The sequence below is a fragment of the Nostoc sp. genome (genome assembly GCF_036919555.1).
Taxonomy (GTDB): domain Bacteria; phylum Cyanobacteriota; class Cyanobacteriia; order Cyanobacteriales; family Nostocaceae; genus Nostoc.
The window spans coordinates 1-23,847 of record NZ_JBALCS010000005.1; the positions used below are offsets into that span (position 1 = coordinate 1).

The 23,847-nt window shown below is 42.8% G+C and carries 24 protein-coding genes; 14 read left to right on the forward strand and 10 right to left on the reverse strand.

The features are described 5' to 3' along the window. From vnfG to V7K36_RS01015, 4 genes are all read left to right on the forward strand, one after another. Positions 1-967: V-containing nitrogenase subunit delta (gene vnfG, locus V7K36_RS01000; RefSeq protein ID WP_335112446.1), on the forward strand; the 967-nt coding region annotated here is incomplete at its 5' end. Between the two features lie 515 nt (positions 968-1,482). Then, positions 1,483-2,868, forward strand: a complete 1,386-nt coding sequence (gene vnfK, locus V7K36_RS01005) for a V-containing nitrogenase subunit beta (protein ID WP_335112448.1) — start codon at positions 1,483-1,485, stop codon at positions 2,866-2,868. Positions 2,869-3,114: 246 nt separating this feature from the next. Continuing rightward, positions 3,115-4,647, forward strand: a complete 1,533-nt coding sequence (locus V7K36_RS01010) for a nitrogenase component 1 (protein WP_335112450.1) — start codon at positions 3,115-3,117, stop codon at positions 4,645-4,647. A 578-nt stretch (positions 4,648-5,225) separates the two neighbouring features. Next, the gene (locus tag V7K36_RS01015) at positions 5,226-6,569 is read left to right on the forward strand and encodes a nitrogenase component 1 (protein WP_335112452.1); all 1,344 of its coding nucleotides are present in this window, start codon (positions 5,226-5,228) and stop codon (positions 6,567-6,569) included. A gap of 247 nt (positions 6,570-6,816) precedes the next feature. Here V7K36_RS01015 and V7K36_RS01020 read toward each other — a convergent pair whose 3' ends face one another. The 3 genes from V7K36_RS01020 to V7K36_RS01030 form a co-directional block, all read right to left on the reverse strand. After that, on the reverse strand, positions 6,817-8,595 hold the full coding sequence (locus V7K36_RS01020; RefSeq protein ID WP_335112454.1) for a tetratricopeptide repeat protein: 1,779 nt from the start codon (positions 8,593-8,595) through the stop codon (positions 6,817-6,819). Continuing rightward, entirely contained in the window at positions 8,585-9,877 is a 1,293-nt protein-coding gene (locus tag V7K36_RS01025) for an ATP-binding protein (protein WP_335112456.1), read from the reverse strand. The genes V7K36_RS01020 and V7K36_RS01025 overlap by 11 nt, the downstream gene beginning before the upstream one ends. Positions 9,878-10,709: 832 nt before the next feature. Then, positions 10,710-10,925, reverse strand: a complete 216-nt coding sequence (locus tag V7K36_RS01030) for a hypothetical protein (protein WP_335112458.1) — start codon at positions 10,923-10,925, stop codon at positions 10,710-10,712. Between the two features lie 174 nt (positions 10,926-11,099). Here V7K36_RS01030 and V7K36_RS01035 point away from each other — a divergent pair, with 174 nt between their 5' ends. The 3 genes from V7K36_RS01035 (at position 11,100) to V7K36_RS01045 (ending at position 11,998) form a co-directional block, all read left to right on the forward strand. Further along, positions 11,100-11,468, forward strand: a complete 369-nt coding sequence (locus V7K36_RS01035) for a hypothetical protein (RefSeq protein ID WP_335112460.1) — start codon at positions 11,100-11,102, stop codon at positions 11,466-11,468. A gap of 147 nt (positions 11,469-11,615) precedes the next feature. Next, complete coding sequence (locus tag V7K36_RS01040; protein WP_442948420.1) at positions 11,616-11,789, forward strand: DUF6888 family protein; 174 nt, start codon at positions 11,616-11,618, stop codon at positions 11,787-11,789. Beyond that, positions 11,786-11,998: a DUF6887 family protein gene (locus tag V7K36_RS01045; RefSeq protein WP_229486806.1), complete on the forward strand. Its 213-nt coding sequence runs from the start codon at positions 11,786-11,788 to the stop codon at positions 11,996-11,998. The genes V7K36_RS01040 and V7K36_RS01045 overlap by 4 nt, the downstream gene beginning before the upstream one ends. Positions 11,999-12,489: 491 nt before the next feature. Here the strand turns inward: V7K36_RS01045 and V7K36_RS01050 are convergent, their stop codons facing one another. Beyond that, a complete protein-coding gene (locus V7K36_RS01050; RefSeq protein ID WP_335112462.1) occupies positions 12,490-14,292 on the reverse strand; it encodes an SUMF1/EgtB/PvdO family nonheme iron enzyme in 1,803 nt (600 codons plus the stop codon). Between the two features lies 1 nt (position 14,293). Continuing rightward, positions 14,294-14,689: a Pepco domain-containing protein gene (locus V7K36_RS01055; protein ID WP_335112464.1), complete on the reverse strand. Its 396-nt coding sequence runs from the start codon at positions 14,687-14,689 to the stop codon at positions 14,294-14,296. Positions 14,690-14,952: 263 nt separating this feature from the next. Between V7K36_RS01055 and V7K36_RS01060 the strand changes: the two genes are divergently transcribed. Next, positions 14,953-15,837, forward strand: a complete 885-nt coding sequence (locus V7K36_RS01060) for an Rpn family recombination-promoting nuclease/putative transposase (protein ID WP_335112466.1) — start codon at positions 14,953-14,955, stop codon at positions 15,835-15,837. A 108-nt stretch (positions 15,838-15,945) separates the two neighbouring features. Here the strand turns inward: V7K36_RS01060 and V7K36_RS01065 are convergent, their stop codons facing one another. The 3 genes from V7K36_RS01065 to ndhC all read right to left on the reverse strand — a co-directional run bounded on the left by V7K36_RS01065 (position 15,946) and on the right by ndhC (position 17,628). Further along, positions 15,946-16,473, reverse strand: coding sequence for an NAD(P)H-quinone oxidoreductase subunit J (locus tag V7K36_RS01065; RefSeq protein ID WP_335112470.1), 528 nt, complete (start codon positions 16,471-16,473; stop codon positions 15,946-15,948). A 64-nt stretch (positions 16,474-16,537) separates the two neighbouring features. Further along, the gene (gene ndhK / locus V7K36_RS01070; RefSeq protein ID WP_334946314.1) at positions 16,538-17,275 is read right to left on the reverse strand and encodes a photosynthetic/respiratory NAD(P)H-quinone oxidoreductase subunit K; all 738 of its coding nucleotides are present in this window, start codon (positions 17,273-17,275) and stop codon (positions 16,538-16,540) included. Continuing rightward, the gene (gene ndhC / locus V7K36_RS01075) at positions 17,266-17,628 is read right to left on the reverse strand and encodes a photosynthetic/respiratory NAD(P)H-quinone oxidoreductase subunit C (RefSeq protein WP_196526961.1); all 363 of its coding nucleotides are present in this window, start codon (positions 17,626-17,628) and stop codon (positions 17,266-17,268) included. The genes ndhK and ndhC overlap by 10 nt, the downstream gene beginning before the upstream one ends. Positions 17,629-17,981: 353 nt before the next feature. Between ndhC and V7K36_RS01080 the strand changes: the two genes are divergently transcribed. The 6 genes from V7K36_RS01080 (at position 17,982) to V7K36_RS01105 (ending at position 20,442) form a co-directional block, all read left to right on the forward strand. Beyond that, a complete protein-coding gene (locus V7K36_RS01080) occupies positions 17,982-18,317 on the forward strand; it encodes a rubredoxin (protein WP_334832455.1) in 336 nt (111 codons plus the stop codon). A gap of 159 nt (positions 18,318-18,476) precedes the next feature. Further along, a complete protein-coding gene (locus V7K36_RS01085) occupies positions 18,477-19,499 on the forward strand; it encodes a photosynthesis system II assembly factor Ycf48 (protein ID WP_335112468.1) in 1,023 nt (340 codons plus the stop codon). A gap of 226 nt (positions 19,500-19,725) precedes the next feature. Continuing rightward, complete coding sequence (psbE, locus tag V7K36_RS01090; protein ID WP_292719831.1) at positions 19,726-19,974, forward strand: cytochrome b559 subunit alpha; 249 nt, start codon at positions 19,726-19,728, stop codon at positions 19,972-19,974. A gap of 9 nt (positions 19,975-19,983) precedes the next feature. Further along, positions 19,984-20,121: a cytochrome b559 subunit beta gene (gene psbF, locus V7K36_RS01095; RefSeq protein WP_012411801.1), complete on the forward strand. Its 138-nt coding sequence runs from the start codon at positions 19,984-19,986 to the stop codon at positions 20,119-20,121. A gap of 8 nt (positions 20,122-20,129) precedes the next feature. Next, positions 20,130-20,252, forward strand: a complete 123-nt coding sequence (locus V7K36_RS01100) for a photosystem II reaction center protein L (protein WP_012411802.1) — start codon at positions 20,130-20,132, stop codon at positions 20,250-20,252. 70 nt (positions 20,253-20,322) lie between these two features. Next, positions 20,323-20,442: a photosystem II reaction center protein J gene (locus tag V7K36_RS01105; protein WP_292759492.1), complete on the forward strand. Its 120-nt coding sequence runs from the start codon at positions 20,323-20,325 to the stop codon at positions 20,440-20,442. 161 nt (positions 20,443-20,603) lie between these two features. On the opposite strand, the gene V7K36_RS01110 is transcribed toward V7K36_RS01105, so the two are convergent. Together V7K36_RS01110 and V7K36_RS01115 are read right to left on the reverse strand one after the other, a co-directional pair. Continuing rightward, positions 20,604-20,753, reverse strand: a complete 150-nt coding sequence (locus V7K36_RS01110) for a photosystem I reaction center subunit VIII (RefSeq protein ID WP_334832469.1) — start codon at positions 20,751-20,753, stop codon at positions 20,604-20,606. Positions 20,754-20,938: 185 nt separating this feature from the next. Further along, positions 20,939-23,764, reverse strand: coding sequence for a hypothetical protein (locus V7K36_RS01115; protein WP_335112472.1), 2,826 nt, complete (start codon positions 23,762-23,764; stop codon positions 20,939-20,941). Positions 23,765-23,847: the final 83 nt, after the last annotated feature.

Sequence of the window (23,847 nt, forward strand, 5' to 3'; positions counted from 1 at the left end):
CTTTGAAGGTGCGGTGAATATGGCACGGGATATGTACAATGCCATTTACTCTCCACTGATGAAATTGGCTCAAATTGATATCCGTGGTGAGCAAAATCTGCCAAGTACCAATGGTAATGGCAACGGTAAAGCAACCAAAGAGGTATCAGAGGAAGTCGTTTCTCTAATTCAACAGCAAGTTAAGGAAGCCACTTCTGAAGTCAAACAGCTAGTTAAGGAAACCACTTCACAGGTCAAACAGCTAGTTAAGGAAGCTGCGCCACAAGTTCAACAGCCAGCTAAGGAAGTTGCACCACAGGCCAAACAGCCAGCTAAGGAAGTTGCACCACAGGCCAAACAACCAGCTAAGGAAGCTGCGCCACAGGTTCAACCCCAAGCTAAGGAAGCTGCGCCACAGGTTCAACCCCAAGCTAAGGAAGTTGCACCACAGGTTCAACCCCAAGCTAAGGAAGCTGCACCACAGGTTCAACCCCAAGCTAAGGAAGCTGCACCACAGGTTCAACCCCAAGCTAAGGAAGTTGCACCACAGGTTCAACCCCAAGCTAAGGAAGCTGCACCACAGGTTCAACCCCAAGCTAAGGAAGCTGCACCACAGGTTCAACAGCAAGCTAATGAAATCGCGTTATACATTCAACAGCGAGCTGCAGAAGTCACAAAATTAATTCAAGAACGGTGTTTGTGGCAGTTTCACTCGCGTGCATGGGATCGGGAAGAAAACATCAATGGTGTTCTCAATATGTCCGCCCAAATCTTGACTGGAGAAAAGGTGGTTCTGGAAACCTTGATCCAAAGGGGTTTTTATGCAGATGCGAAGATCCTTTCGGCTGACCTGGAAATCAGATTTTCATGGTTAAGTAAGATGGAGAACTCGCAAAAGAAGGCAGTACTGGAGTCTGTTAAGGCAATGCTGATCGATATTGTAATAACCAAGTCGAAGAATGGTGAGTTGCATTATTCGCTTTATTAAAGCAATTAGATCGGTAATTCAACCCTCCGGGTGACGCTCCTGCGTCGCTAACGCTGACGCTAACGGCAGTTCTTGCTGGGGGAAACCCCCATTGCTCTTAGCGTCCCCCTTGGGAGAAGACCAGACTGCCTCACCAAACGAACGAACGGCGTTGCTCAATAGGAGTATGAATTAGAGTCTTGTCATCCTGTTAGTGTTTGTGCAGAAATTTTCTTACAGGGTAGAGAGCGATCGCTACGACGGGCTACGCCAAAACTATTCCCAAGAAGCGTAGTGTCTGCATACCGTCTGACTACAGAAGCATCTCATCTTGTTTTCAAGATTTTCAGGAAATTCAATTCTACTTTTCTTCTGTAATCGATGCTATGGGTAGCTTGCTTCTTAGTTGGATGCAGCGTTAGCTCGCCGCAGACATCGCTCCACTTTCTTAAGTTCAAAATGACAATTCATCTCTTCGTTCAGCAACGCCAAACAAACACGCATCACGAATTTTACACTATCTAGGAGTCAAGAGAATGTCTTTAGTCGTAAAACAGAAAGAACGCAAGGGAATAATCAATCCTATATTTACCTGTCAGCCTGCTGGGGCTGAGTATGCTGCAATCGGAATAAAAGATTGTATTCCCCTGGTGCATGGAGGACAGGGGTGTAGTATGTTCGTTCGGCTCCTGTTTGCCCAGCATTTGAAGGAAAATTTTGACATTGCTTCTTCTTCACTCCATGAAAATAGCGCTGTCCTTGGAGGACAGCCACGCATTGAGGAAGCCGTACACACTTTAGTAGCACGATATCCTGATTTACGAATTATCCCAATTATTACGACTTGTTCAACTGAGACGATTGGGGATGATATCGAAGGAACCATTAACAAGCTCAACGGCCAGTTAAAGAAAGACTATCCCGATCGCAAGGTTGTCCTTGTTCCTGTGCATACCCCTAGTTACAAAGGTAGCCAGGTAACAGGCTATAATGTCGGCGTACATGCAATCATTTCTAGCCTGGCAAAAAAAGGCGAACCAACTGGCAAGTTGAACATCATTACTGGGTGGCTTAACCCTGGAGATGTCACGGAAATCAAGCGCATCTTAAAAGATATGGATGTTCCAGCAAACATCTTAGTGGATACAGAATCCTTCGATGCGCCCACCATGCCCGATAAGACAAGTTTTGCCTTTGGGAATACAACCATTGAAGAAATTGCTGATTCTGCTAATGCGTTGGGAACTATTGCCTTATGCAAATATGAAGGAGGCAGCTCAGCTGAATTCTTACAAGAGAAGTTTAAGGTTCCTGCAATCATTGGCCCAACACCAATTGGCATCAAAAACACTGACGTCTGGCTGCAAAATATCCAGAAACTGACTGGCAAACCAATACCAGAATCTTTAGTCAGAGAACGTGGAAAAGCTATCGATGCGATCGCAGACCTCGCCCACATGTTCTTCGCCAACAAGAAGGTAGCTATTTACGGAGATCCCGATCTGGTAATTGGTCTAGCAGAGTTCTGCTTGGAATGTGAGTTAGAGCCAGTGCTGATGTTGTTAGGAGACGACAACAGAGCCTGCACCAAAGATCCAAGAATTGCCCAGTTGGAGAAGCAAGCAGCCTGTGATATCGAAGTCATCTGGAATGCAGACCTCTGGGAATTGGAGCGCCGCATTAAAGATAAATCCCTCCAAATCGACTTGATTCTAGGTCATTCCAAAGGTCGATATATTTCTATCGATCACAAAATTCCAATGGTTCGGATTGGCTTCCCCAGCTTTGACCGGGCAGGTCTGTGGAAATACCCCATTATTGGCTATAAAGGAGCAGAATGGCTAGCAGACACCATTGCTAACACCATGTTTGCAGATATGGAGAACAAGCTCGATCGCGAGTGGATCTTAAACGTTTGGTAAGAGGCTGATATGTATGGGGGATGGCATCTATCTGGAGTAATATTTCTTATCGTCCACCCCCAACTTTCCTGCCAAATCATTAGATGGTATTTCCATCGGAATTTTTACGATACTTAGCAATCCTATGTCAATTGTAAACCAGGCAGCACCCGTTTAACTGATTAGTATCAGAGGGCGGCTTAGTAGCCTGGTTTACAAATCACAGGGTACTGAAGACAGAAGTTATAGAAAGACTGGAGAGCGATCATGACTGCAACAAGTATAGATAAGAATGTTGTATTTTACGGAAATTTAAGCGAACTGTATCGCTTGGCAAAAGAGGGTAAAATTAAGACCACTTTACAAGGTAGTCATACCCGTCCCTGTAAATTTTGGACTGCAACGAAGATTTTAAGTGGGATTAAAAATGCGATCGTTATTTCTCACGGGCCGAGTGGCTGTGCTTATGGTGTAAAGCGGGCATACAAACTGACCAATAGCCGCAATAGTGGTTCCCCTTATGAACCCGTGGTAACTACGAACATGAGTGAGAAGGCGGTAATTTTTGGTGGAGAAAAAGAATTAGCAGGCGCGATTCGAGAAGTAGATAAAAAATACCATCCTGATGCGATCGTTGTTGCCACTAGTTGCGCGTCTGGTATTATTGGCGACTGTGTTGATGACGTCGTGAATAAAGCCCGCAGCGAAATCAAGTCTGAGATCATGACGATACATTGCGAAGGATTCGCAGGGGAGTATCGCAGTGGATTTGATATCGTATTTCGGCAAATTGTAGACTTTATGGAGCCGCCAACTCCAGAACGGAAAGCACAACTAGCCAATGCTGTCAACATTGTGGGCGCGAAGATGGGCCCTGAAAGGACGGAAGTCGAAACTGATGTTAAGGAACTGGTGCGATTGATAGAAGGAATGGGGGCACGAGTTCACAGTGTCATCGCTGGTGACTGTACTTTAGAAGAACTCAAGCAAGCACCGAGTGCGGCAGTCAACTGTACTTTATGTTTGGATCTTGGCTATACCATCGGTAAAGCCATGTCAGACAAGTTCGGTACTCCGCTAAACTCTACCATCCTTCCCTATGGAATCGCTGCTACAGAAAAATGGCTCGAAGGGGCGGCAAAATATTTAGGCATGGAAGAACAAGCGGCTGCCCTAATGGAAAAGGAATATGCCGCAATTAAGACTGAATTTGAAGCAGCTAAGGGTTATATAGAAGGGAAGTTAGCGATTATCGAAGGACATGATGCTATCAAGTGTTTATCCCTTGCTCACATGTTGGATCGTGATTTTGGGATGCGTGTAGTAATCTATAACTTCCATCCCTGGAGTACAGAAGCACGAGAAACCAGTGTAGACTACCTATTGGAAACAGGGTTAGACCCGGAAATATTGATTACGAAAGGGACGCTGGCCTTTGGCAAGTACGAGTCCATGAAACAAACGGAAGATGAATTACTGGATTTCATTGGTGGTCTTGATGCAGAATCGGTAGTTTATTTTGGTTCTTCCTTGAGTTTCCCCCATATTCCCGTAGTCGATTTAAATGCTATCTTAAATCGTCCCAGATTTGGCTATCGCGGAGCCTTAAAGGTCGCAAGGTGTATTGAAACAGCACTCCAATATGCCTTTAGACCTCGGAGTGCTTTAACCAAGCAAATGGTATTCCCTAAAGATTCCGGGTTAGCATCTACTCAATCACTAAGCGGAAAATTAGCTCAAGACATGCCTGATTGTACCGTATATGCAGAGAAGAGACGGGGAAAATGTATGAACGAGTAATAAATGAAATGTGACTTTGCTAAATAAAAGTATGGATTTGTCTCATGCAGAGGTGCAGAAAATTGTAGTAACCGTCTTAAAAGTCAAGCGATTATTAACAAAAAACCGGGACTGGCTGCATTGAAGAACTGGAAAACACTGCACGCTGATTCGGTGGCGTCTGATAAGCTAATCCGCCTTTAAGTTGCATAATCCTTAGCCTCAGAAAGACGCAGGGACGTGGGAGTTGCAGGAGACGCAAAGCATACAATTTGAATGATTATTAGCTTACGAGCAAGGCTTAAGCCAAAAATCTTAAGGCGAAAGCCGTTACAGGCTGCGCGAAATACGCTAACGTCGAGACAGAAGCCGTTACAGGCTGCGCGAAACACAGAAACGTCAAAGCAGAAGTCGCTACAGGCTACGCGAAACACGGAAACGTCAAGGCAGAAGTCGTTACAGGCTGCGCGAAACACGGAAACGTCAAGGCAGAAGTCGCTACAGGCTTCACAAAACACGGAAACGTCAAGGCAGAAGTCGCTACAGGCTGCATAAAACGCGTTTACCATAGTCAAGCTTTAGAGAAACAGGAGGAAAAAATGTCTGCTGAAACAACTTTTGACAATTGTAACCATAGTAAAGACCCAGTAGTTGGCTGTGCGCTTGAAGGTATTGCAACTACAGTTGCTGGCATTAAAGATGTCAGTATTGTGATTCAGTCTCCACAGGGTTGCGCGTCCACTGTTGCAGCTGGGTATGATGCTCATGAGGTTGATTTCACCAAGCGGAAAGTAGGTTGTACTCGTCTTTTTGAGTCAGACATTGTGATGGGAGCGTCTGAGAAACTCAAAGGGATGATTAAAGAGGCCGATCAATCTTTTGATTCTAAGGTGATGTTTGTCGTTGGTACTTGCGCGGCAGACATCATTGGTGAAGATATTGCGGGATTGTGCAACCAGCTTCAGCCAGATATCAAAGCCAAACTCGTTCCTTTAATGGCTGGTGGGTTTCGGGGCAATGCTTACGATGGCTTGGAAATGGGTTTAGAGGCTTTACTTCCTTTTATCAAAAAAAGGCAGACCAAAAGAAGGGGCAGGAAGCCAAGGATTGTAAATATCATTGCACCACAGGCAAATCTGAATCCTACTTGGTGGGCTGATTTGGAATGGGTAAAGCAGACGTTAAAATCTTTAAGGATTAAAGTACAGACGGTCTTCTCTCATAATACCTCCTTTGAAGAACTAGAGCAAGCTGGTGAGGCAACCGCCAATATTGTTCTCAGTCATGATGTTGGGTATAAGTTTGCTCGGAAAATGCAACAGACCCATGACATCCCTTTGATCCTTGATGATATACCTTTACCAATAGGTGTAAACAACACTACTCGGTGGTTGAAGGCATTGGCGGCACATTTCAAGATAGATGAAAAAGTGGAGCCAATCATCAAACAAGGCGAAGAAATGGTCGTAGATACACTTCGCAAACGAGCATTGATGATTATTCCCCGATATCGTAACTGTAGAATTGCTGTATCTGCGGATGGGACGCTTGGCATTGGACTAGTCAGAATGCTCTTTGAAGAATTAGAGATGATTCCGGAAGTCTTATTATTTCGCTCGGCGATACCTGATTCTCGTTCAATTTTGGAGCGAGAACTGTACAGCCTCGGTCTTACTTCCCATATAGTATTTTCGGCAGATGGGTATCAGGTAAAACAGACCTTAGAAGAGTTTGATGTTGATGCTGTGATTGGCTCGGCATGGGAAAAATACATGGCAGAGGAATTGGGAATCAAAATTGCTTTTGATGTATTTAGCCCCACTAACAGAGAAACCTATGTAGACAAGCCATATTTTGGCTATGAAGGCATGATCAATATCATGGAAGTGATTGCTAACGATTGGGATAGAGCTTTTCGTTCCAAAGAGATTAATTGGACATAGAAAAGTATTGTGCTACACATCTCTGCGACGGCAGTCCATACAATGGGGAGTAACTGCCGTTAAGCAAAGCGGTAGGTTAGCAAGTAAAAACAGTTTTGATCGAAACTTCTGGTGAGAAGTTTCGCCATCTGTTATATCTACAATTAATATTAAGGAGCTAATTTAGAGATAAATTAAACTTGAAATTTATAAAACCTAATTCTGATGGTAAACCTCAGTGTACAGCCAATAAGTTGATAGAAATTAGTTAGCGATCGCACTCTCCATTATTCTGCATTGCTGCGACAAGGTTTTCTAAATTTTCACGAACAGCCACACTACGAATATGATTCACACCCCAAACTCGTTCACAAATATCTAAAGCTTGCAAATAAAGAGGTTCTGCTTCACTACAACGCCCCGTTTCACGATAGATTTCTGCCAAATTATGCAGACTTTCAGCAACATTAGGATGATTTTCTCCCAACAGATGTTTATCAAGTTCTAAGGCTTTTATACAACAGAGTTCCGCTTCATTGTAACGTCCCTGCTCCCTGTACATATAACCAAGAGCATAGATAGTATCTGCTAAAAGCGGATGCGCCTTTTGCAATAGACGCTGCTTGAGTTCCAATGATTGCAAAAACAAAGATTCGGCTTCGCTGTAGCGTCCTTGAGCGCGGTATATTAAACCTAAATTGTGCAAATCTGTTGCAACATCAGGATTCTCTTCTCCCAAAAATCGCTTATCTAATTCTATTGCTTGTTGCGACAATGGTTCAGCTTCACTATAACGTCCTTGATGATAATAAAGTAGCGCTAAATTATTCAGGATGAGAGCGAAAGAAGGATGATTTTCTCCAAGCAAATGTTTTTCAAATTTTAATGATTGGAGATACAAAGGTTCTGCTTCCTCGTAACGTCCTTGTTCATCATATAGTAGTGCCAAATTGTTCAGACTAACAAAAACATCGGCATGGTTTTCTCCCCACAAGCGTTTCCTCAGTTCCAAAGCTTGTTGATATAAAAGTTCCGCTTTAGTATATTGTCCAGTAGATTTGTAGAGTCCTGCCAAATTATTGAGGCTAGTAGCAAAAGCAGGATGGTTGTCTCCTAGCAAGCGTTTCCTTAGTTCTAAAGCTTGTTTATATAAGGGTTCGGCTTCGCTGTAGTATCCTGTTGCACGATATATTCCTGCTAAATTGTTGAGGCTATTAGCTAAGTCTATCTGCAAACCTAATTCATTTTGTAGCTCACTCGCCTGACGCAAATACTTAATTGCTAATTCCTGTTCTTCTTGATAATTTTGAGATTCACCCCGATCTAATCTGCTGCGGTAAATATCACCTAAGCTTGAATATAAAGTAGCCAAAGTCGGGTCTTTAATTCCCCGTTCCTGTTCTATTTTCTCGATGAGCTTTTGTAAATCTTGGATGGGTAAGAAAAAGAGGTTATTTTCATTAGTATCTGTGCTAGCTAATTCTGTGTCTCTAAAAACAAAGCGTATATGTTCTAGTTCTTTACCAGGAATAGTATTTGTCTTCTTAGATTCAAACCGGAATACACCGTTGCGCCAACTCCAAAAGTCAGGGGCTTTTTTAATCAGGTTGACTAAAATTTGATTAGTTACCCAAACCACGATCGCAAAAGGAAACTCGCGCAATCCTTCCCTTGTCCACTGTAAGTAACCAAAAAATTTCTCCTGTTCTGATTGCTCATTTCCAAGTCTGAGAAAATAAAGTTGTTCAGCACCCGTCACAGTAATTACCGCCGGGTTCTGCTGACGGAGATATTCTTTTTGTTGAACCAGTTGGTTAAGAGCAGCTTTTAGGCTCGGTTCCTGACGTGCTAAAGTCACTCGATATGGACGAAATTTAGGTTCTAATTCGGCTTCATATTGGGCAATAATCTCATCACGAAAGCTAGGATCATCGCAAACTGCAATCAGTAAATTTAATCCTCGTTTTTGAGCTTCAATAGAAACAATTAAATCATCATACGCATCTTGATTTTCTCCTTCCTCATCTAAGAATTCTTCATTTAACATTAATAGCTCCCTTTATTCTCAACGTTTCTATAATAATTGGATGAACATCGTACCAAGTTTCATCAGTGCGATATTCTAGAACATACAGCCCATGTAGCAAATCCAAAAACTCTGCTTCTTTGGGGTCATTGGGCATAAACTGTTCATAAACACTCTGCAAAATATCTATATCAAGTTTTCCTAAACGTATGGAAAAATCATTGCGAATTTTATTGATTGCTTGAAGGAGAATTTGATCATCAATAATAACTTCTGCTGAGGGATTTCGCCGGATCATCCGCAAACAAATACGGCAACATTCCTTAGCAATCCGAATTAACTCTCGCAATACGCCACCACTGTAAATTACAATTTTTTCAGCAGTTTCTGCCGTAATTAATTCACTGGATATCCGCTTTTGTAAAACTTCACCAAGAATCTTTGTTGCTTCCGGGCGAGGTTGGGCGTTAGGGAAGCGATTTTTACCTTTCTCAAATATTTTTAAAACAGGCATTGCCACAACCTGGTCGTTGGTTTCAGTGGTAATTATTGTGCTGATAAATGTTTCCCGAAGTACAGAGATGGGGATAGTGTAGATAATTTGAAAGTTAGGTTGACAAAGAGCTTTAATGTTATCTCTATAAATTTCGTTAACTCTTCCTAAATCAAGTTTATCTAAATCATCAATGATTACTAAAACGTTTTGTTTAGTTGCAGTTTGAATGAGTGCAGCGATTTCGTTAATCCTGGCAACTAAATCTGATAATTTGCGTTCAAATTCTTGTTTAATTTCATCCCGAACACTAGCATCAACTTTTAATTTAGAGCTAATCAATTTTAGGAGGTCAAAACCTATGCTAGCTTCTGCTTGCAAATTTAATTCTTCAGTGCGAGTGCGGGTAGCAAACCACTTATAAAGAGCTTCTTTAGTAGATTGAGGAATATGAACTTGTCGTGCTTCCGCCTCTGTCATTAAATTGACTGCGATCGCAAACAATATATTAATATGATTAACAGCCGACATTTCAATTTTGTCAGCAATCGAGAATAGAACTACAAAATATTTATTTTGAATTTGTCTGCTAAACTCAGCTAATAAAGTAGACTTACCACATCCCCGATGTCCTGTAAAGACAATTTTGCCATCTCGATTGGGACTATCTTCTACTAATTGGTTAAGTTCTGCAATGAAATCATCACCATATTGGACTCTAAATCTTTCCATTTCGTTCCGTTCCATCAACGGAAACAGTTCGAGATTGCTGTATGCTTCTTGAAAGGAGTTTAATAAGTCTTCAGACATTGGATAGTGCCGTAAACGTGCTAACTATCCATATAATGGCTCATCATTTTTGTAGTAGAAGTTGAGGTAATGTCTAGGATAGAGTATGCCTACATAACTTCTCAAATTTCGTTAATAAATAACTACTAGGTGAGTGGTATGTTATGTCTTAAAAAGAGATACCCTAATTCCCAAATTTCAACCGAGCAATAACTAACAGAGGTCAATAATCAATAAGGCTGAATGAGAGATTATACATTCGATAATTTAAACTAAATGATAGATTATACAGATAAAATAGTGAAAGCTACTTAACACATAAATAAAATAAAATTTTCAGTTAGAAAAATAAATTTTTAGTGTGCTTCGTCTTATCCCCCTCTAGCCGATGCGATGGGTAGCTGTTGTGACTATTAGTTTACTAGGCGGATATCTCACTTTTCCAAATATACCTACTACCGCAAGGCGGAAGTCAAAAGTCAAAAAGCTTAGAAGACAGGCTTTTAAACGATTTGAAATAGTTGCTTTATTTATGCCGTGCTGTTTTACCCCACCCTAACCCTCCCCTTGCAAAGGGGAGGGAACTAGAAATCTTATTTCCCCCCTTTATAAGGGGGGATTAAGGGGGGTAATTCGACTTGTGTATACACACCGGAAATCTTATTTCCCCCCTTTATAAGGGGGGATTAAGGGGGGTAATTCGACTCGTGTCTCGAAACGGAGAGGGTTAGGTTTGAAAGAAAATTGCAGACGGCGCTAAAAAGCATTATTTTAATTTTTAATTTCGCCTTGCGGTAATAGTCGCAACCCCACGGATTTATCCGTGAAGTTGTTCTGTTAAACTAATTAAGCGTTATGGAATTATTTGAACAACTTTCATCAAACCAGCTTTTGTGACTTCTAAACCTGCTTTTGCGACTTCTAAACCAGCTTTTGTGACTTCTAAACCTGCTTTTGTGACTTCTAAACCTGCTTTTGCGACTTCAAAACTTGCTTTTGCGACTTCAAAACTTGCTTTTGCAACTTCAAAACCTGCTTTTGCAACTTCAAAACCTGCTTTTCTCAACAAATTTCAGCAAATATACCTGCATCTATCTAGTTGGCTAATGCCATCCAATACTTTTAAAATTCTGTAACTTCACTGTGGCTAGTGCATCTGCTTGTTGCGTATTCTGATGATATATCAATAACTCAGTGTATAACATCGGGGTTATTTATAAATTAATCCAAACAGGAAAACTATATGACGCAACGGAAACGAAACTCCATGCCACTAACCAAAGCTGAACGACGGATTGAAGGAATGCAGACAATTAACCCTAAGTTAGACTTTAGTAATGGGTTTTCAATTGTTACTTACAACACTAAAGTAATTGAGTTACGAGAAAAGCTAGCCGCTTATAATCAAGCACAAACAATAGTAGATAAGACACACAATGCATTAATAGAATCCGAACGTGAGTTGAATACTTATTCTGAGCAAATGCTGTTGAATGTTGCATCTCGCTATGGCAAAAATAGTGATGAGTATGAGATGGCTGGTGGAACGCGCAGGTCAGACCGTAAAAAAGCACGTCCAGTAGTAAACCAAACAGTCCTAAATCAGTCGTGAACAATAAGATCCCCGACTTCTTTAAGAAGTCGGGGATCTGAGTCTCTCGATTTTCACAACTCATTTAGGATTGCTATAGATGGTTTGATATTTTCCCCTTACCTGCTATTCTGATTCCAAGCTATGCGGTTATGAGGTATACAAATCTTGCCAACTGCGGAACAAGGCATCAGGTGTGTCATACTATCTCAATCTTTGACCAATACATTCACTCCTATTTACATTGTCCGCCTCGATGAACAAACAGGTAATGTGTTTATTTTGGCAGGAGATAACATAGAGGTAGAAATCTATCGCAATGGTTTTTGGAGGTTCTTGTGATTGAGCCAGAATTTAGCAGCATGAGCAAAACCGAGTTAAGAGCCTTCGTCATTGCTCACCCCGACAACAAAGCAGCGTTTCGTGCTTTTGTTGACCGCTTTACATCTGAAGCGTCTCCAGAGACTTTTGACATCCCAAAATCGAATGCTGAGATTGAAGAAGTTGAAATTTTGATTAAACAAAAATTAGAACAATTAAAAATGAGCTAGATTTTAGAAGTTTCTTTTAAATGTCGTAAAATTATTGAGTCGAACAACTGTTCGGTTTTGCAACCTACCAAGCTATCCGACTCGGTTTTATATTCGGAGGTTGTCGCCTTCCTCGCTGGTTCAGGTCTGGACTCCCTGGTGTACGCTCGATAAATTCCCACTTATCAACTCTGACAATGGGGAGTACTCACGCCACAGCCACCGCCACCACGCGAAAACCAACATTGTAGTTACGATTCGCGCGCGCGTTCCTATTGCGATTGACAGAACGGCAATTCCTAGTATTGTTGATCCAACTACCGCCACGCAGCAGCTAAATCGACCTGCCCCATGCTCAAATTCTCAAACTAAGTGAGAAATCTGATTAAAGGTAGTGTATAATAGTTTTGATATCAATAACACCATTTCTTGAAAAAATTTTAACCGCCTACAGCGGAGAGTGAAGAAGGGAAAAGAACAAGAAGTGCAGAGGGCAAAAGGGTAAGGAATCCTCACGCCACAGCCACCGCCACCACGCGAAAACCAACATTGTAGTTACGACCCGCGCGCGCATCCCAATTGCGATTGGCAGAACGGCAATTCCTAGCGTGGCTAATCCAACTACCGCCACGCAGCAGCCTTATGTTATTATCTTTACCAGTCAGCCACGCACTACCATCTGTTGGCGCACGCTGGTAATTGTCATTATATACATCTTGACACCATTCCCATACATTACCATGCATATCGTATAAACCGAAAGAGTTTGGTGAAAATTTTCCTACACTTGTTGTTTGTTCACGATATTCGCCCTTTGGTGCAGAGCCATAAGGATAGTTACCGTCGTAGTTAACTAAATCTGTGGTAATCGTTTCACCAAAATAAAACGGTGTAGTTGTCCCCGCACGACAAGCATATTCCCATTCGGCTTCGCTGGGTAGCCTATAGGTGTGTCCTGTCTTCTGACTCAACTTTTTACAAAACTCTACAGCTTCATCCCAACTAACTTGTTCTACAGGTCGTCTATCACCTTTAAAATTAGAAGGATTTGTCCCCATAATGGCTTGATACTGTGCTTGGGTAACTGCATATTTCCCCATGAAGAACCCAGGAACTGTTAGTTGATGGGGTGGATTTTCCCTATCTAATCGTTCAACTTCCCCTTTTGGTGAACCCATCGTAAAGGTTCCCCCTGGTATTTGCACCATTTCCAAGGTGACACCATTTCCTAAATCTTCTTCAAAATATTTCGCTTTCTCATTACGGCGGTTGGTGATATTGCCTGTTGCATTTACCGTAACCACTTCAAATTGAAAGGTTTGTAAGGGATTTCTTTCAACTGTAGATTCTCCCTTGGCAGAATTTGCAGCAGTATTTCTAGGTAGTGGCACAGGTGCTTGTTGACGTTCCCAGCGCAGCCGAGCAATATCTTCCAAAGCTTCTATAGCTTCCAAATCTTGACCAGATGCAGCAGCTAATACGCGAATCCAAAGCTGTTTTGCTAAATCCAAATCTCCCTTAACCTGAGCGCGATAAGCATCAATTTTCAAGGTAGCAATATCCGCTAGGGTTGCATATCGCGGTACAAGAATCAGGTGAGATTTATTTATAGGCTCGGCAATAATATAAGGTGTTTGTCTCCCATTATTATGCTGACGAACAATTTCCGGCACACGATGATTAAGATACTGATTTAACTTCTCAACGGTGGCACATTTACCTTGAATACCCAACCCTTCTAGTAATGCAATAGTAAAAGCACCTTGTTGTAATGCTTCAATTTCATAAGAATATTCCTGCGGACTACAGGAAAAAATACTAATAACTCCCTGTTGAGCAACTTTCTCAGCCGTTTGTCTTCCAATACCTTCACCTGCACGAGTGCCCAAACTGCGACAAGCATCTAAAATCAAGACAACGTTATCAGCACCACAGCGACGCAAACGTTCAGTCACAAAGTTAATAGGAATCGCTGTTTCTGTAATATCTCCTGGATTGCCATCACTAGGCATGAGATAATCACGTTCATCATGGCGCATTCCATGACCACTGAAGAAAAACCAAAAATTATCACCTGCACCCATGAAGGGTTTGTTAAATAACTCCAGCAACACTTGCCGTAAGTTAGCACGGTTGGGACGAGTCGATTTACCGCCAACATCAGGAGAGTCATCCGAGAAGAAGTATATCTTCTCAAACCCCGCCTTACTTTGGAGAAACTGCTGCATTGACAGTGCATCCCGCTTGGCATAGTTTAGCGGTTGCAGATAATCATATCGGTTAACGCCGATCGCGATCGCCCAATTTTTTGCCATCTCACACTTGTTCTTGGCGCTTGAACTTCAGCTTAATCGCTCCTTTACTTCCAGCTTTGACACCACTGCCAATTAATTTAACTTCCCCATCTGCACTAATTTCTACCGATAGCTCAATTTCATCTAGCTGCATTCTGGAGTTAACTTTTGCTTGCTGTTCAGCTTGACTAAACAAACTTCCCACGAGTTTGAGAAAGTGACTCATCTTTTGCTCTAATATTTGAGCGCTAACCTTAACCGCATCTCCTACCCCTTTGCTACCAGTGTTTTCTCTGATAGTTTCGTCTCCCCAACTGCCTGTATTACCACTCCCGCCTTTAACACCGTCAGGAATCGATATTTGCGGCGTTTCATCCGTTACAATCCAAATGCCGTCGTCTTGAGGTGTTTCTGACATATTACTTTAAATATTTAGATTAAATCTTCCCATAAATACAGATACAACGGTAGAGATAGCGATTTCGATTACTAAGAAATTTCACTGAATATCTTATTGTACCAAATACCATAGAGATGCCCAGAGCGATCGCACTATCCAAAATTATCTCAGATTGGGTGCGATGTCTACGCTTTCTCTAAGTAGTCCAATCAAAAATTTTAATATCTGTAATCCAGTCTTAAGTACAATTATTTGATAACTTTTAGTACATTTACAACCCCATGATCAAACCCGCCGATGTCAGCACCAAACGCTTAATCAGCCTTGCACCTGATAACTGGGTAAAATGGGTAACGCAAATTCCTGATATTGTTGCTGGCGAAATTCTCAACTCAGAATTTCAGTGGATAAGTCGAGAAAGTGATGTTCTAATCCGTGTCGAAAGTCCCCAGCATGGACAATTTCTCGTTCTTAACGAATTACAACTGCGCTATAAACCAGAAATGCCGCGAAGGATGCGTGCCTATGCAGCACTTGCAGAAGAAAAATATAATTTGCCAACGTATCCAGTACTAATTAATATCCTCAAGGCAAGTGATGCTGAAATACCTACAAGTTATGCATTAAATATTGCTGGTTTACGTGCTATTCAAGATTACCGTGTTATTAACCTGTGGGAAGTTGATGTCGAGATTGCTTTTCAACAACCCTTACCATCCTTACTGCCGTTTGTACCCATTCTCAAAGGTGGTGAAAATGAATCTACTATTAGAGAAGCATTACAAATTCTTCGTGCTGATGAACAACTAAACCAATTAGAAACAGTCTTGGCTTTTTTTGCTACGTTTGTTTTAGAGAGTACGCTCGTTCAAGAAATTATGAGGTGGGATATGGCTGTATTACATGAATCGCCTTGGTATCAAGAAATTTTACGTGAAGGAGAAGCACGCGGAGAAGCACGCGGAGAATTGCGAGGAAGAAAGGAGGAGTTATATTCAGGGATTGAATTGGCATTAGAAATTAAGTTTGGCAATCAAGGTTCAGAATTGATGCCGATAATCTCTCAAATTACGGATTTGCAGAAATTAAAAGCAATTCAGCAGGCAATTAAAACTGTAAATACAGTCAATGAATTACAGCAAGTTTTGTCAACCAACTTGACATGAAACACCAAAAACATAACCCCTCTCCGCCACCGGAAAGGGGTTAATCACTATCGAAACCCAGCACTATTTTGTACAGACGCGATTCATCGCGTCTCTATTCAGCACTATCTAATAAGCGTCCTGCAACTCATAGAAATCAGGCGAGATATAATCCTTCCGCAAAGGCCAACCCACCCAATCTTCCGGCATCAAAAGCCGCTTGAGATTTGGGTGTCCTTCGTAGACAATACCATACATATCGTAAGACTCGCGCTCTTGCCAATCTGCCGTCTTCCAAATCCAGTACACAGAAGGCACTACAGGATTTTCCCGTGGTAAGAACACCTTTAAGCGTACTTCTTCAGGGCGATCGCTATTATCACCCACTTTAATCAAGTGATACACACTCACCAATTCCTCTCCTGGCCCAAGGTCAACACCACCTTGAAACTGGAGATAATTAAACCCATAAGCATAAAGGGCTGTAGCAGTGGGAAGCAAGAAATCTGGCTCCACCTTAATTATCTCTACACCATTCTTATCTGGTGCTAAAAACTCATGGTCAAAGCCATTTTCCGTCAACCACTGGGAAACTTTACCGGCTTGTACCAATGACTCTTTTTTGGCTGCTACTGGTTTAGATTCTTCTTCAGCCACGGGTTCAGATTCTTCTTCAGCCACGGGTTTAGATTCTTCTTCAGCCACGGGTTTAGATTCTTCTTCAGCCACGGGTTTGTTCCTCCTTTTGTGCCTTTGCTGTCAGCAGTGCAGGTGGTATTGGCATACCGATCGCTTCCGTCAATTCTTTTGGCGGTGTCAAGCGAGTTTCTGACTGCAAATACTTACCAGTTAAGATTTCCTCTACTGGCTTCAAATTATGAGTCGTGCTGTAGTAGCGGTGAGTTTGCTTAATTTTATCCCGCTCTTGCATCGATTCATTGGCGATTTTCTTCCGCAGCTTAATAATTGCGTCGATAATTGCTTCTGGACGGGGAGGACAACCAGGTAAGTACACATCCACCGGAATCAGTTTATCGACTCCGCGCACAGCCGTAGGGGAATCAACGCTAAACATCCCGCCAGTAATTGTGCAAGCACCCATCGCAATTACATACTTCGGCTCCGGCATTTGTTCATAAAGACGCACCAGTTGGGGAGCCATCTTCATTGTAATTGTCCCTGCCGTAATAATTAAATCGGCTTGGCGGGGGCTAGAACGAGGAATTAGTCCAAAACGGTCAAAATCAAATCGGGAACCAATTAAAGCTGCAAACTCAATAAAACAGCAAGCAGTACCAAACAGCAACGGCCACAGACTAGAAAGCCGCGCCCAGTCGTAGAGATCATCAACCGTAGTCAAAATGATATTTTCTGAAAGGTCTTGAGTGACATTAGTACGCTCAATGGGGTTGATGATTCGCTCTTTGTCCTGGGTTGTTAAGTTAGAATTCAAGACCATTCCAAAGCTCCTTTACGCCATGCGTAAACTAAAGCGACTACAAGAATTGCAATAAAGACTAGCGCTTCAATAAATGCCAATAGTCCCAAACGGTGGAAAGCTACCGCCCAAGGATACAAGAATACAGTCTCCACATCAAAGACGACGAAGACCAGAGCAAACATGTAGTAGCGGATGTTGAACTGAATCCAGGCTCCCCCGATGGGTTCCATGCCAGATTCATAGGTGGTGTGCCGTTCTGGGCTGTAACCACTAGGTCGTAGGAGCTTGGATGCTGAGAGCGCTAAGGCAGGTACTAGGCTACAGATGATGAAGAAGCCTAGTAGGTACTCGTAACCGCTGAGGACAAACACAATGAGTATCTACCGCTTATGGAGTATTTTAAGTGTGGAGTCGGGAGTCGGGAGTGGGAAAGATGAGGCAGGGGAGCAGGGAGCAGGGAGCAGAGGGGTAAGAGGTAATTTTTAATTTTCCCCCTTCCTTGCCCCCTACCCCCTGCCCCTCTGCCTCTTGTGCCCCATGCCCAATGCCCAATCCCTAAACTGCGTAACTTTCTTTTACATTATATCTGTTTGATTTTTCTGAAATCTGGGAAACAGACGCACTTCAGGTATTTGATTCGCTTTTGCTAGTGATAGAAAAGTCTAACAATTATGTCATAATTTTTAACGTATATTTAAGATTTCTCCTCTGCGAGGCTTTAGCTATGAGCGAACCAGCTGTTGAGACTACGGCGTTAGATCGCTACGAGTGTCGCGCCTGCGGTTATGTTTACGAACCTGAGAAGGGAGACGACAAGGATGAGATCCCTTCCGGGACACCCTTTGCAGAACTGCCTATAAATTGGCGCTGTCCAGTTTGTACTGCTAAGAAAACCGCTTTTGCCAATATTGGACCTGCGGGTACTGCATCCGGTTTCAAAGAAAATCTCGGTTACGGTTTTGGTGTCAACAACCTAACGCCAGCCCAAAAGAATATCCTAATTTTTGGTGCTTTGGCTCTTGGCTTCTTGTTTTTTATCAGTCTCTACGGTCTACAATAACAGCCGTTAAGCAATTCAAAATTCAACAGGACTTACGCAAACAATAGCTGAAACCCTGATTTTTAGGTAGGGGCAATTCATGAATTGCCCCTGAGCGCGTGTAGTTTTGTGTAAGTCATATTCAAAATGAAAAACTTTAGAAACAACTAAGAAATACTGATGCATTCAATTGTAAAAAGTTGGCAACGAATAGCTGCCTTGTTGATAGTAGTCTTGATGTGCATAGGTTGTAGCAAAATTCCCTCTGTTAGCTACAACCCCTGGAAAATCATTTCTGTGCCAACAGACTCGAATCTATTGGATATTGCTTTTACTGATAACCCTGAGCATGGCTACTTAGTAGGTAGCAATGCCACCCTGTTGCAAACCAAGGACGGTGGTAATACCTGGAAACCAATAACACTGCAATTGGATGATCAAAGGTATCGCTTTGACTCAGTAAGCTTTGCAGGTAAAGAAGGCTGGATTGCCGGAGAGCCTGGACTATTGTTGCACACTACCGATGAAGGTGGTTCTTGGTCGCGTATTCCCCTGAACGAAAAGCTACCAGGTAGCCCGCTCGCAATTAAGGCACTGGCAGAGAAGACAGCTGAAATGGCTACTGATGTCGGAGCCATATATAAGACCACAGACGGCGGCAAAAACTGGAAAGCCCAGGTGGAATCAGCAGTCGGTGTGGTGCGTAACTTGGAACGTTCTGCTGATGGTAAATATGTTGCGGTTTCCGCTAAGGGTAGTTTTTACTCGACTTGGGAACCGGGGCAAAATGCTTGGGTACCCCATAACCGCAATAGTTCTCGGCGGGTAGAAAACATGGGCTTTGCTGAGAATGGGCAATTGTGGTTGCTAGCTAGAGGCGGTCAAATTCAGTTTAGTGACGCAAGTAAACCTGACGAGTGGCAAAAGGCACAATATCCAGACTTCTCCACCAGTTTGGGTTTACTGGATTTGGCATATCGCACACCCAATGAAATTTGGATAGGTGGCGGTAGCGGTAATTTGCTACGGAGTGGCGACGGTGGCAAAACGTGGGAAAAAGACCGTGAAGTGGAAGAAGTTGCTGCTAATTTGTACAAAATTTTGTTCTTAGAGCCAGACCGGGGATTTATAATTGGCGATCGCGGCGTTTTGCTCAAATATTTACCAAACCCTGAAACAACTTCCCCAGCAGAGGCGGCTTAGTGACTAAAAGGGAGTAGGAGAGACGCGATTAATCGCGTCTGTACGGGAGTGGGGATAAGGGAGATGAGCGACAAGAATTAATAACCAATGCCAATGCCCAATGCCCCATGCCCAATGCCCCATGCCCAGTACCCAATTTCTGAGAAGAACGTTGCAACTTGTAACTCTTTCTTAACTTTGTAGGATAATAAACTCTATAACACTCTATGTAAAGGCAGAAATCTAAATGTCAGGTACCACTGGAGAACGTCCGTTTTCGGACATCATTACCAGCGTTCGTTACTGGGTAATTCATAGCATCACCATCCCGGCATTATTTATTGCCGGTTGGCTATTTGTCAGCACTGGGCTGGCCTATGATGCTTTTGGCACACCTCGTCCCAATGAGTATTTCACACCAACGCGCCAAGAAGTGCCAATTGTGAAGAACCGTTTTGAAGCTAAAAAACAAGTTGAACAATTTATTGGAAAGTAGTTTGAGATCATGACTAGCGGCAATAACATCAATCAACCAGTTACCTATCCAATTTTTACTGTTAGATGGCTGGCAGTTCACACATTAGGTGTACCAACTGTATTCTTTTTAGGCGCGATCGCCGCAATGCAATTTATTCACCGTTAGGAGCAATTATGGTAGAAAGATCGCCCAATCCCAATAATCAGCCGGTTGAACTAAACCGGACTTCGCTATACCTGGGACTACTACTAGTTTTCGTTCTAGGGATTCTGTTTTCTAGTTACTTCTTTAACTAAGTGGAAGTACTGTTGTTAATCTTTGTTTATTGAACGTATGTTGATTTGTTGTTAAGGGAGGAGAGAAGCTGTGTCTGAAAGTGGGAGAATTCCTCTGTGGGTCGTTGCTACGATCGCAGGATTAGGTATAATCACAGTCCTGGGCATTTTCTTTTATGGTGCCTACGCCGGAATTGGTTCTTCGATTTAACCAAACACTATAAGTGAGAATTTTCTAGCATTTGTTGAGAAATCAACGTTAAAAAAACCGCCTGTCTCTATGAGATGGGCGGTATTAATTTTGGCCAGTAGTCATTTATCCTTTGTCATTTGTTTTTTGCTAATGACTAATGACTAATGACTACATCAGTATCACTTAATATCGCTGATATCGTCGCTTTCAATGTATAAAAATAGAAAAGCGAAGACCACACCTGGCAAAATCCAACCAATTATGTAAATGAAAATAGGAGACAAGTACGAAGTACTAGCCAAGATAGAAGGCAAAAAAGAAACTGCCATAGTAAAGGTTCCCATTAAATCACACTACAATTCAAAATGAGCTTACTGCAAATTCTGCCAAATTTTTGAAATTCTTTCATATTTTTAACACAGCCAATATTAGGAGATGGAGAAGAGGACTGGAAAAACTCTTTCCTTGTCCCCCTTGTCCCCCTGATCCGGCTCATCACTAACTTACATCGCGATCACATACCCAGGAGTTCATCTAGCTGCAAGCTTGGCAAGTCTGGAGGAATCACAGTTCGCACTATTGTGACTTTGTGACTCTCCTGTTGGGTTGTCAGATCAAGTGCGATCGCTTCCAAGCGAATTTCCAAACAGCCAAAGGGAATGTTTAATTGCGTCATCACTTCCAACCCTGCCAACGCATTAGGTAGTAAATTTGTCAATAAATGGGGACCATCTAGTAACCAGCGAGTTTGATAATCTTCAACCCATAACTTGACAACAACTTGCGGAGGTACTTCAGGCAGTACTACGCGCACTATGATAGACTTGCCAGCGATTAGTTCGCCTTCTGGCACTAGCAGTTGGGGAATTGGCAAAGGCTCAGTGGCTACCGCAATTATAGGTAGGGAAGGCGATAAATCTAACAGTGGTTGCTCCTCTTCTTCAAAGGGGTAACTTCTGGTTGCATCGGCTTCCAGTTCACTATATGTATCATCTACAACGATTTCTTGCGCTAACCAAGCTGACGCTATATTTATTTTGATCGCAGCAGGGGGGAGCGGTAGTTGTGTTAACAGAGCCGATGAGAGTGTTGGTTCTTCTAATACTTTTTCTATTTCCGTATTTTCTCTGATCCCCAGATCCCCTTCCTGCGCTGTGTCTACATCTTCCCCGAAATTCCCCAGTTCGGAAGCCCAAGGATTGGCTTCTTCCCATGTCCTCTGTCCGTTGCGTGTCTCCGTCAGCACAAGTTCTGAGCGAAGGCTGGGGTCGCTCAGATTCTTCTCCGTGTTGGTATCTAGGTTTAACGGCAAGTTGGCATCAACATTCGCATTTTCTGCACTTAGAGAAAGCGGCGTCTGCTGCGCCAGAAGATAGTTATCGTAGTCTTGAGCTTGCAGATCACTGAGAGATTCAGGCAAAGAGTATCCTTGGCTCTGCATCCACTTCCTGAGTAAAGGAGATGAGTAAAGGTTCCCCGTTGTAATCAATTGTGCATTTGGTTGGGCTTCTACATCACCAACAGATTCCTCTTGGAATTGTGCATTTGGTTGGGCTTCTACTTCAGGAACAAATTCCTTCTGAGATGGTGCATCACCTACTACTAATTCAGGTGTATTTTCAGCTTCAGCTATAGTTGCGTCCAACTGCGGGAAGTCTTCAGCAGCTGGAACTTGCAATGCATCTGGGGGGACATTGCTTTTTACTTCCTCTGCATCACCTGGCAAAGCTTGTAGCCGTCTCAAGTATGGAAAAGTAGTGTCGAGTATTGGCATTCGACGTTGGCTGATGACCAACTGCTCCAAGTTGATGGTAGCTATAGTAGCATTCTTTTCTAGAAGCTCCTCCTGTGTAGGGGGCTCTGTAATAACATCTGTGGGAGTGTTGGCATCGGTTTGAACAGGGGGCAGTTTCGGTAATTGAGGTGAAGTGCCTGAATTCTTCAGCTTAGATGTCCGCAGGGTGGCTTCTCGCAGAACTTCCAGGTTAATTTGCGGAGGTAGGGGTGTGTTTGGGGATGGATTGAGTATTAGAGACTGGCCTGTTTTTGGAATCTTGACCAGATTGAATAGTTTCAAATCAAGCCTGATAGCTGCCTCTGGTTCTGTGAAAGTAGCAGATGAGTCCGATGGTACTATGAGGCCATTTCCATTTGATGTACTAGGTTTTGCTACGGCTGCGATCGCCAGTAATTCTTTGATATCTGCTGTAATGCTGAACGACTGGCTGGTTAACCGGATGACTTCACCAACATCGGCGAATTTGCCATATAAACTGATATCTGCCAAAATTAACTTAGATTCACAGTCGGCAGGAATATCAATTGAGGTATTGATGGTAAAGGGCAATTCCTGATCTGGCAAGGGTTGCCGTACCTCGGTCAAGATTTTCGAGTTTTTGGGCGATCGCAGTTCAATTCCTAGTTCAAGTGCCCGCAAGCTTTTTGGGGATAATGTTTCAGCCTGATCTAGATTTGTCTTTTCTTTGAGTTCTATGTCTCCATTGATTGTCAGAGCTTGTCCCCAACGAGCAATGTAAGTATCCTGACTTAAAGTTAGCAGTAATGGTAGCGGTGGTTCTGTTGCTGGAAAATCTGTAACCTTTTCATCTTTGGGCAGAGGTTCAGAAGCGGGTAAAGCTAAATCTATTAAATTTTGTAAAATCTGTTCTGCCGTCTCACCTTTGAGCCACACAGGACTCACAGGCTCATCGATAACTATATCTTCTTCGGTTTCATCTGACACAACAATGGTAGCAGGGTTGCTGTCTTTGGCAATTGCCAGTTCTGGGGAAACAGCGATCGCTCTATCTAAGCCAATTGCGGGTTCTGTTGCGGCAATAGATTCTAAGTTTCCTTCAGGAGGCACAACAGCAGGATTGCTGTCTTTGGCAATTGTCAGTTCTGGGGAAACAGCGATCGCTTTATCTAAGCTAATTGTGGGTTCTATTGCGGCAATAGATTCCAAGTTTCCTTCAGGAGGTACAACAGCAGGGTTGCTGTCTTTGGCAATTGCCAGTTCTGGGGAAACAGCGATCGCTCTATTTAAGCTAATTGTGGGTTCTGTTGCGGCAATAGATTCTAAGTTTCCTTCAGGAGGCACAACAATGGTAGCAGGATTGCTGTCTTTGGTAATTGTCAGTTCTGGGGAAACAGCGATCGCTCTATCTAAGCTAATTGTGGGTTCTGTTGCGGCAATAGATTCTAAGTTTCTTTCAGGAGGCACAACAGCAGGATTGCTGTCTTTGGCAATTGTCAGTTCTGGGGAAACAGCGATCGCTTTATCTAAGCTAATTGCGGCTTCTGCTGCGGCAATAGATTCCAAGTTTCCTTCAGGAGGCACAACAGCAGGATTGCTGTCTTTGGCAATTGTCAGTTCTGGGGAAACAGCGATCGCTTTATCTAAGCTAATTGCGGCTTCTGCTG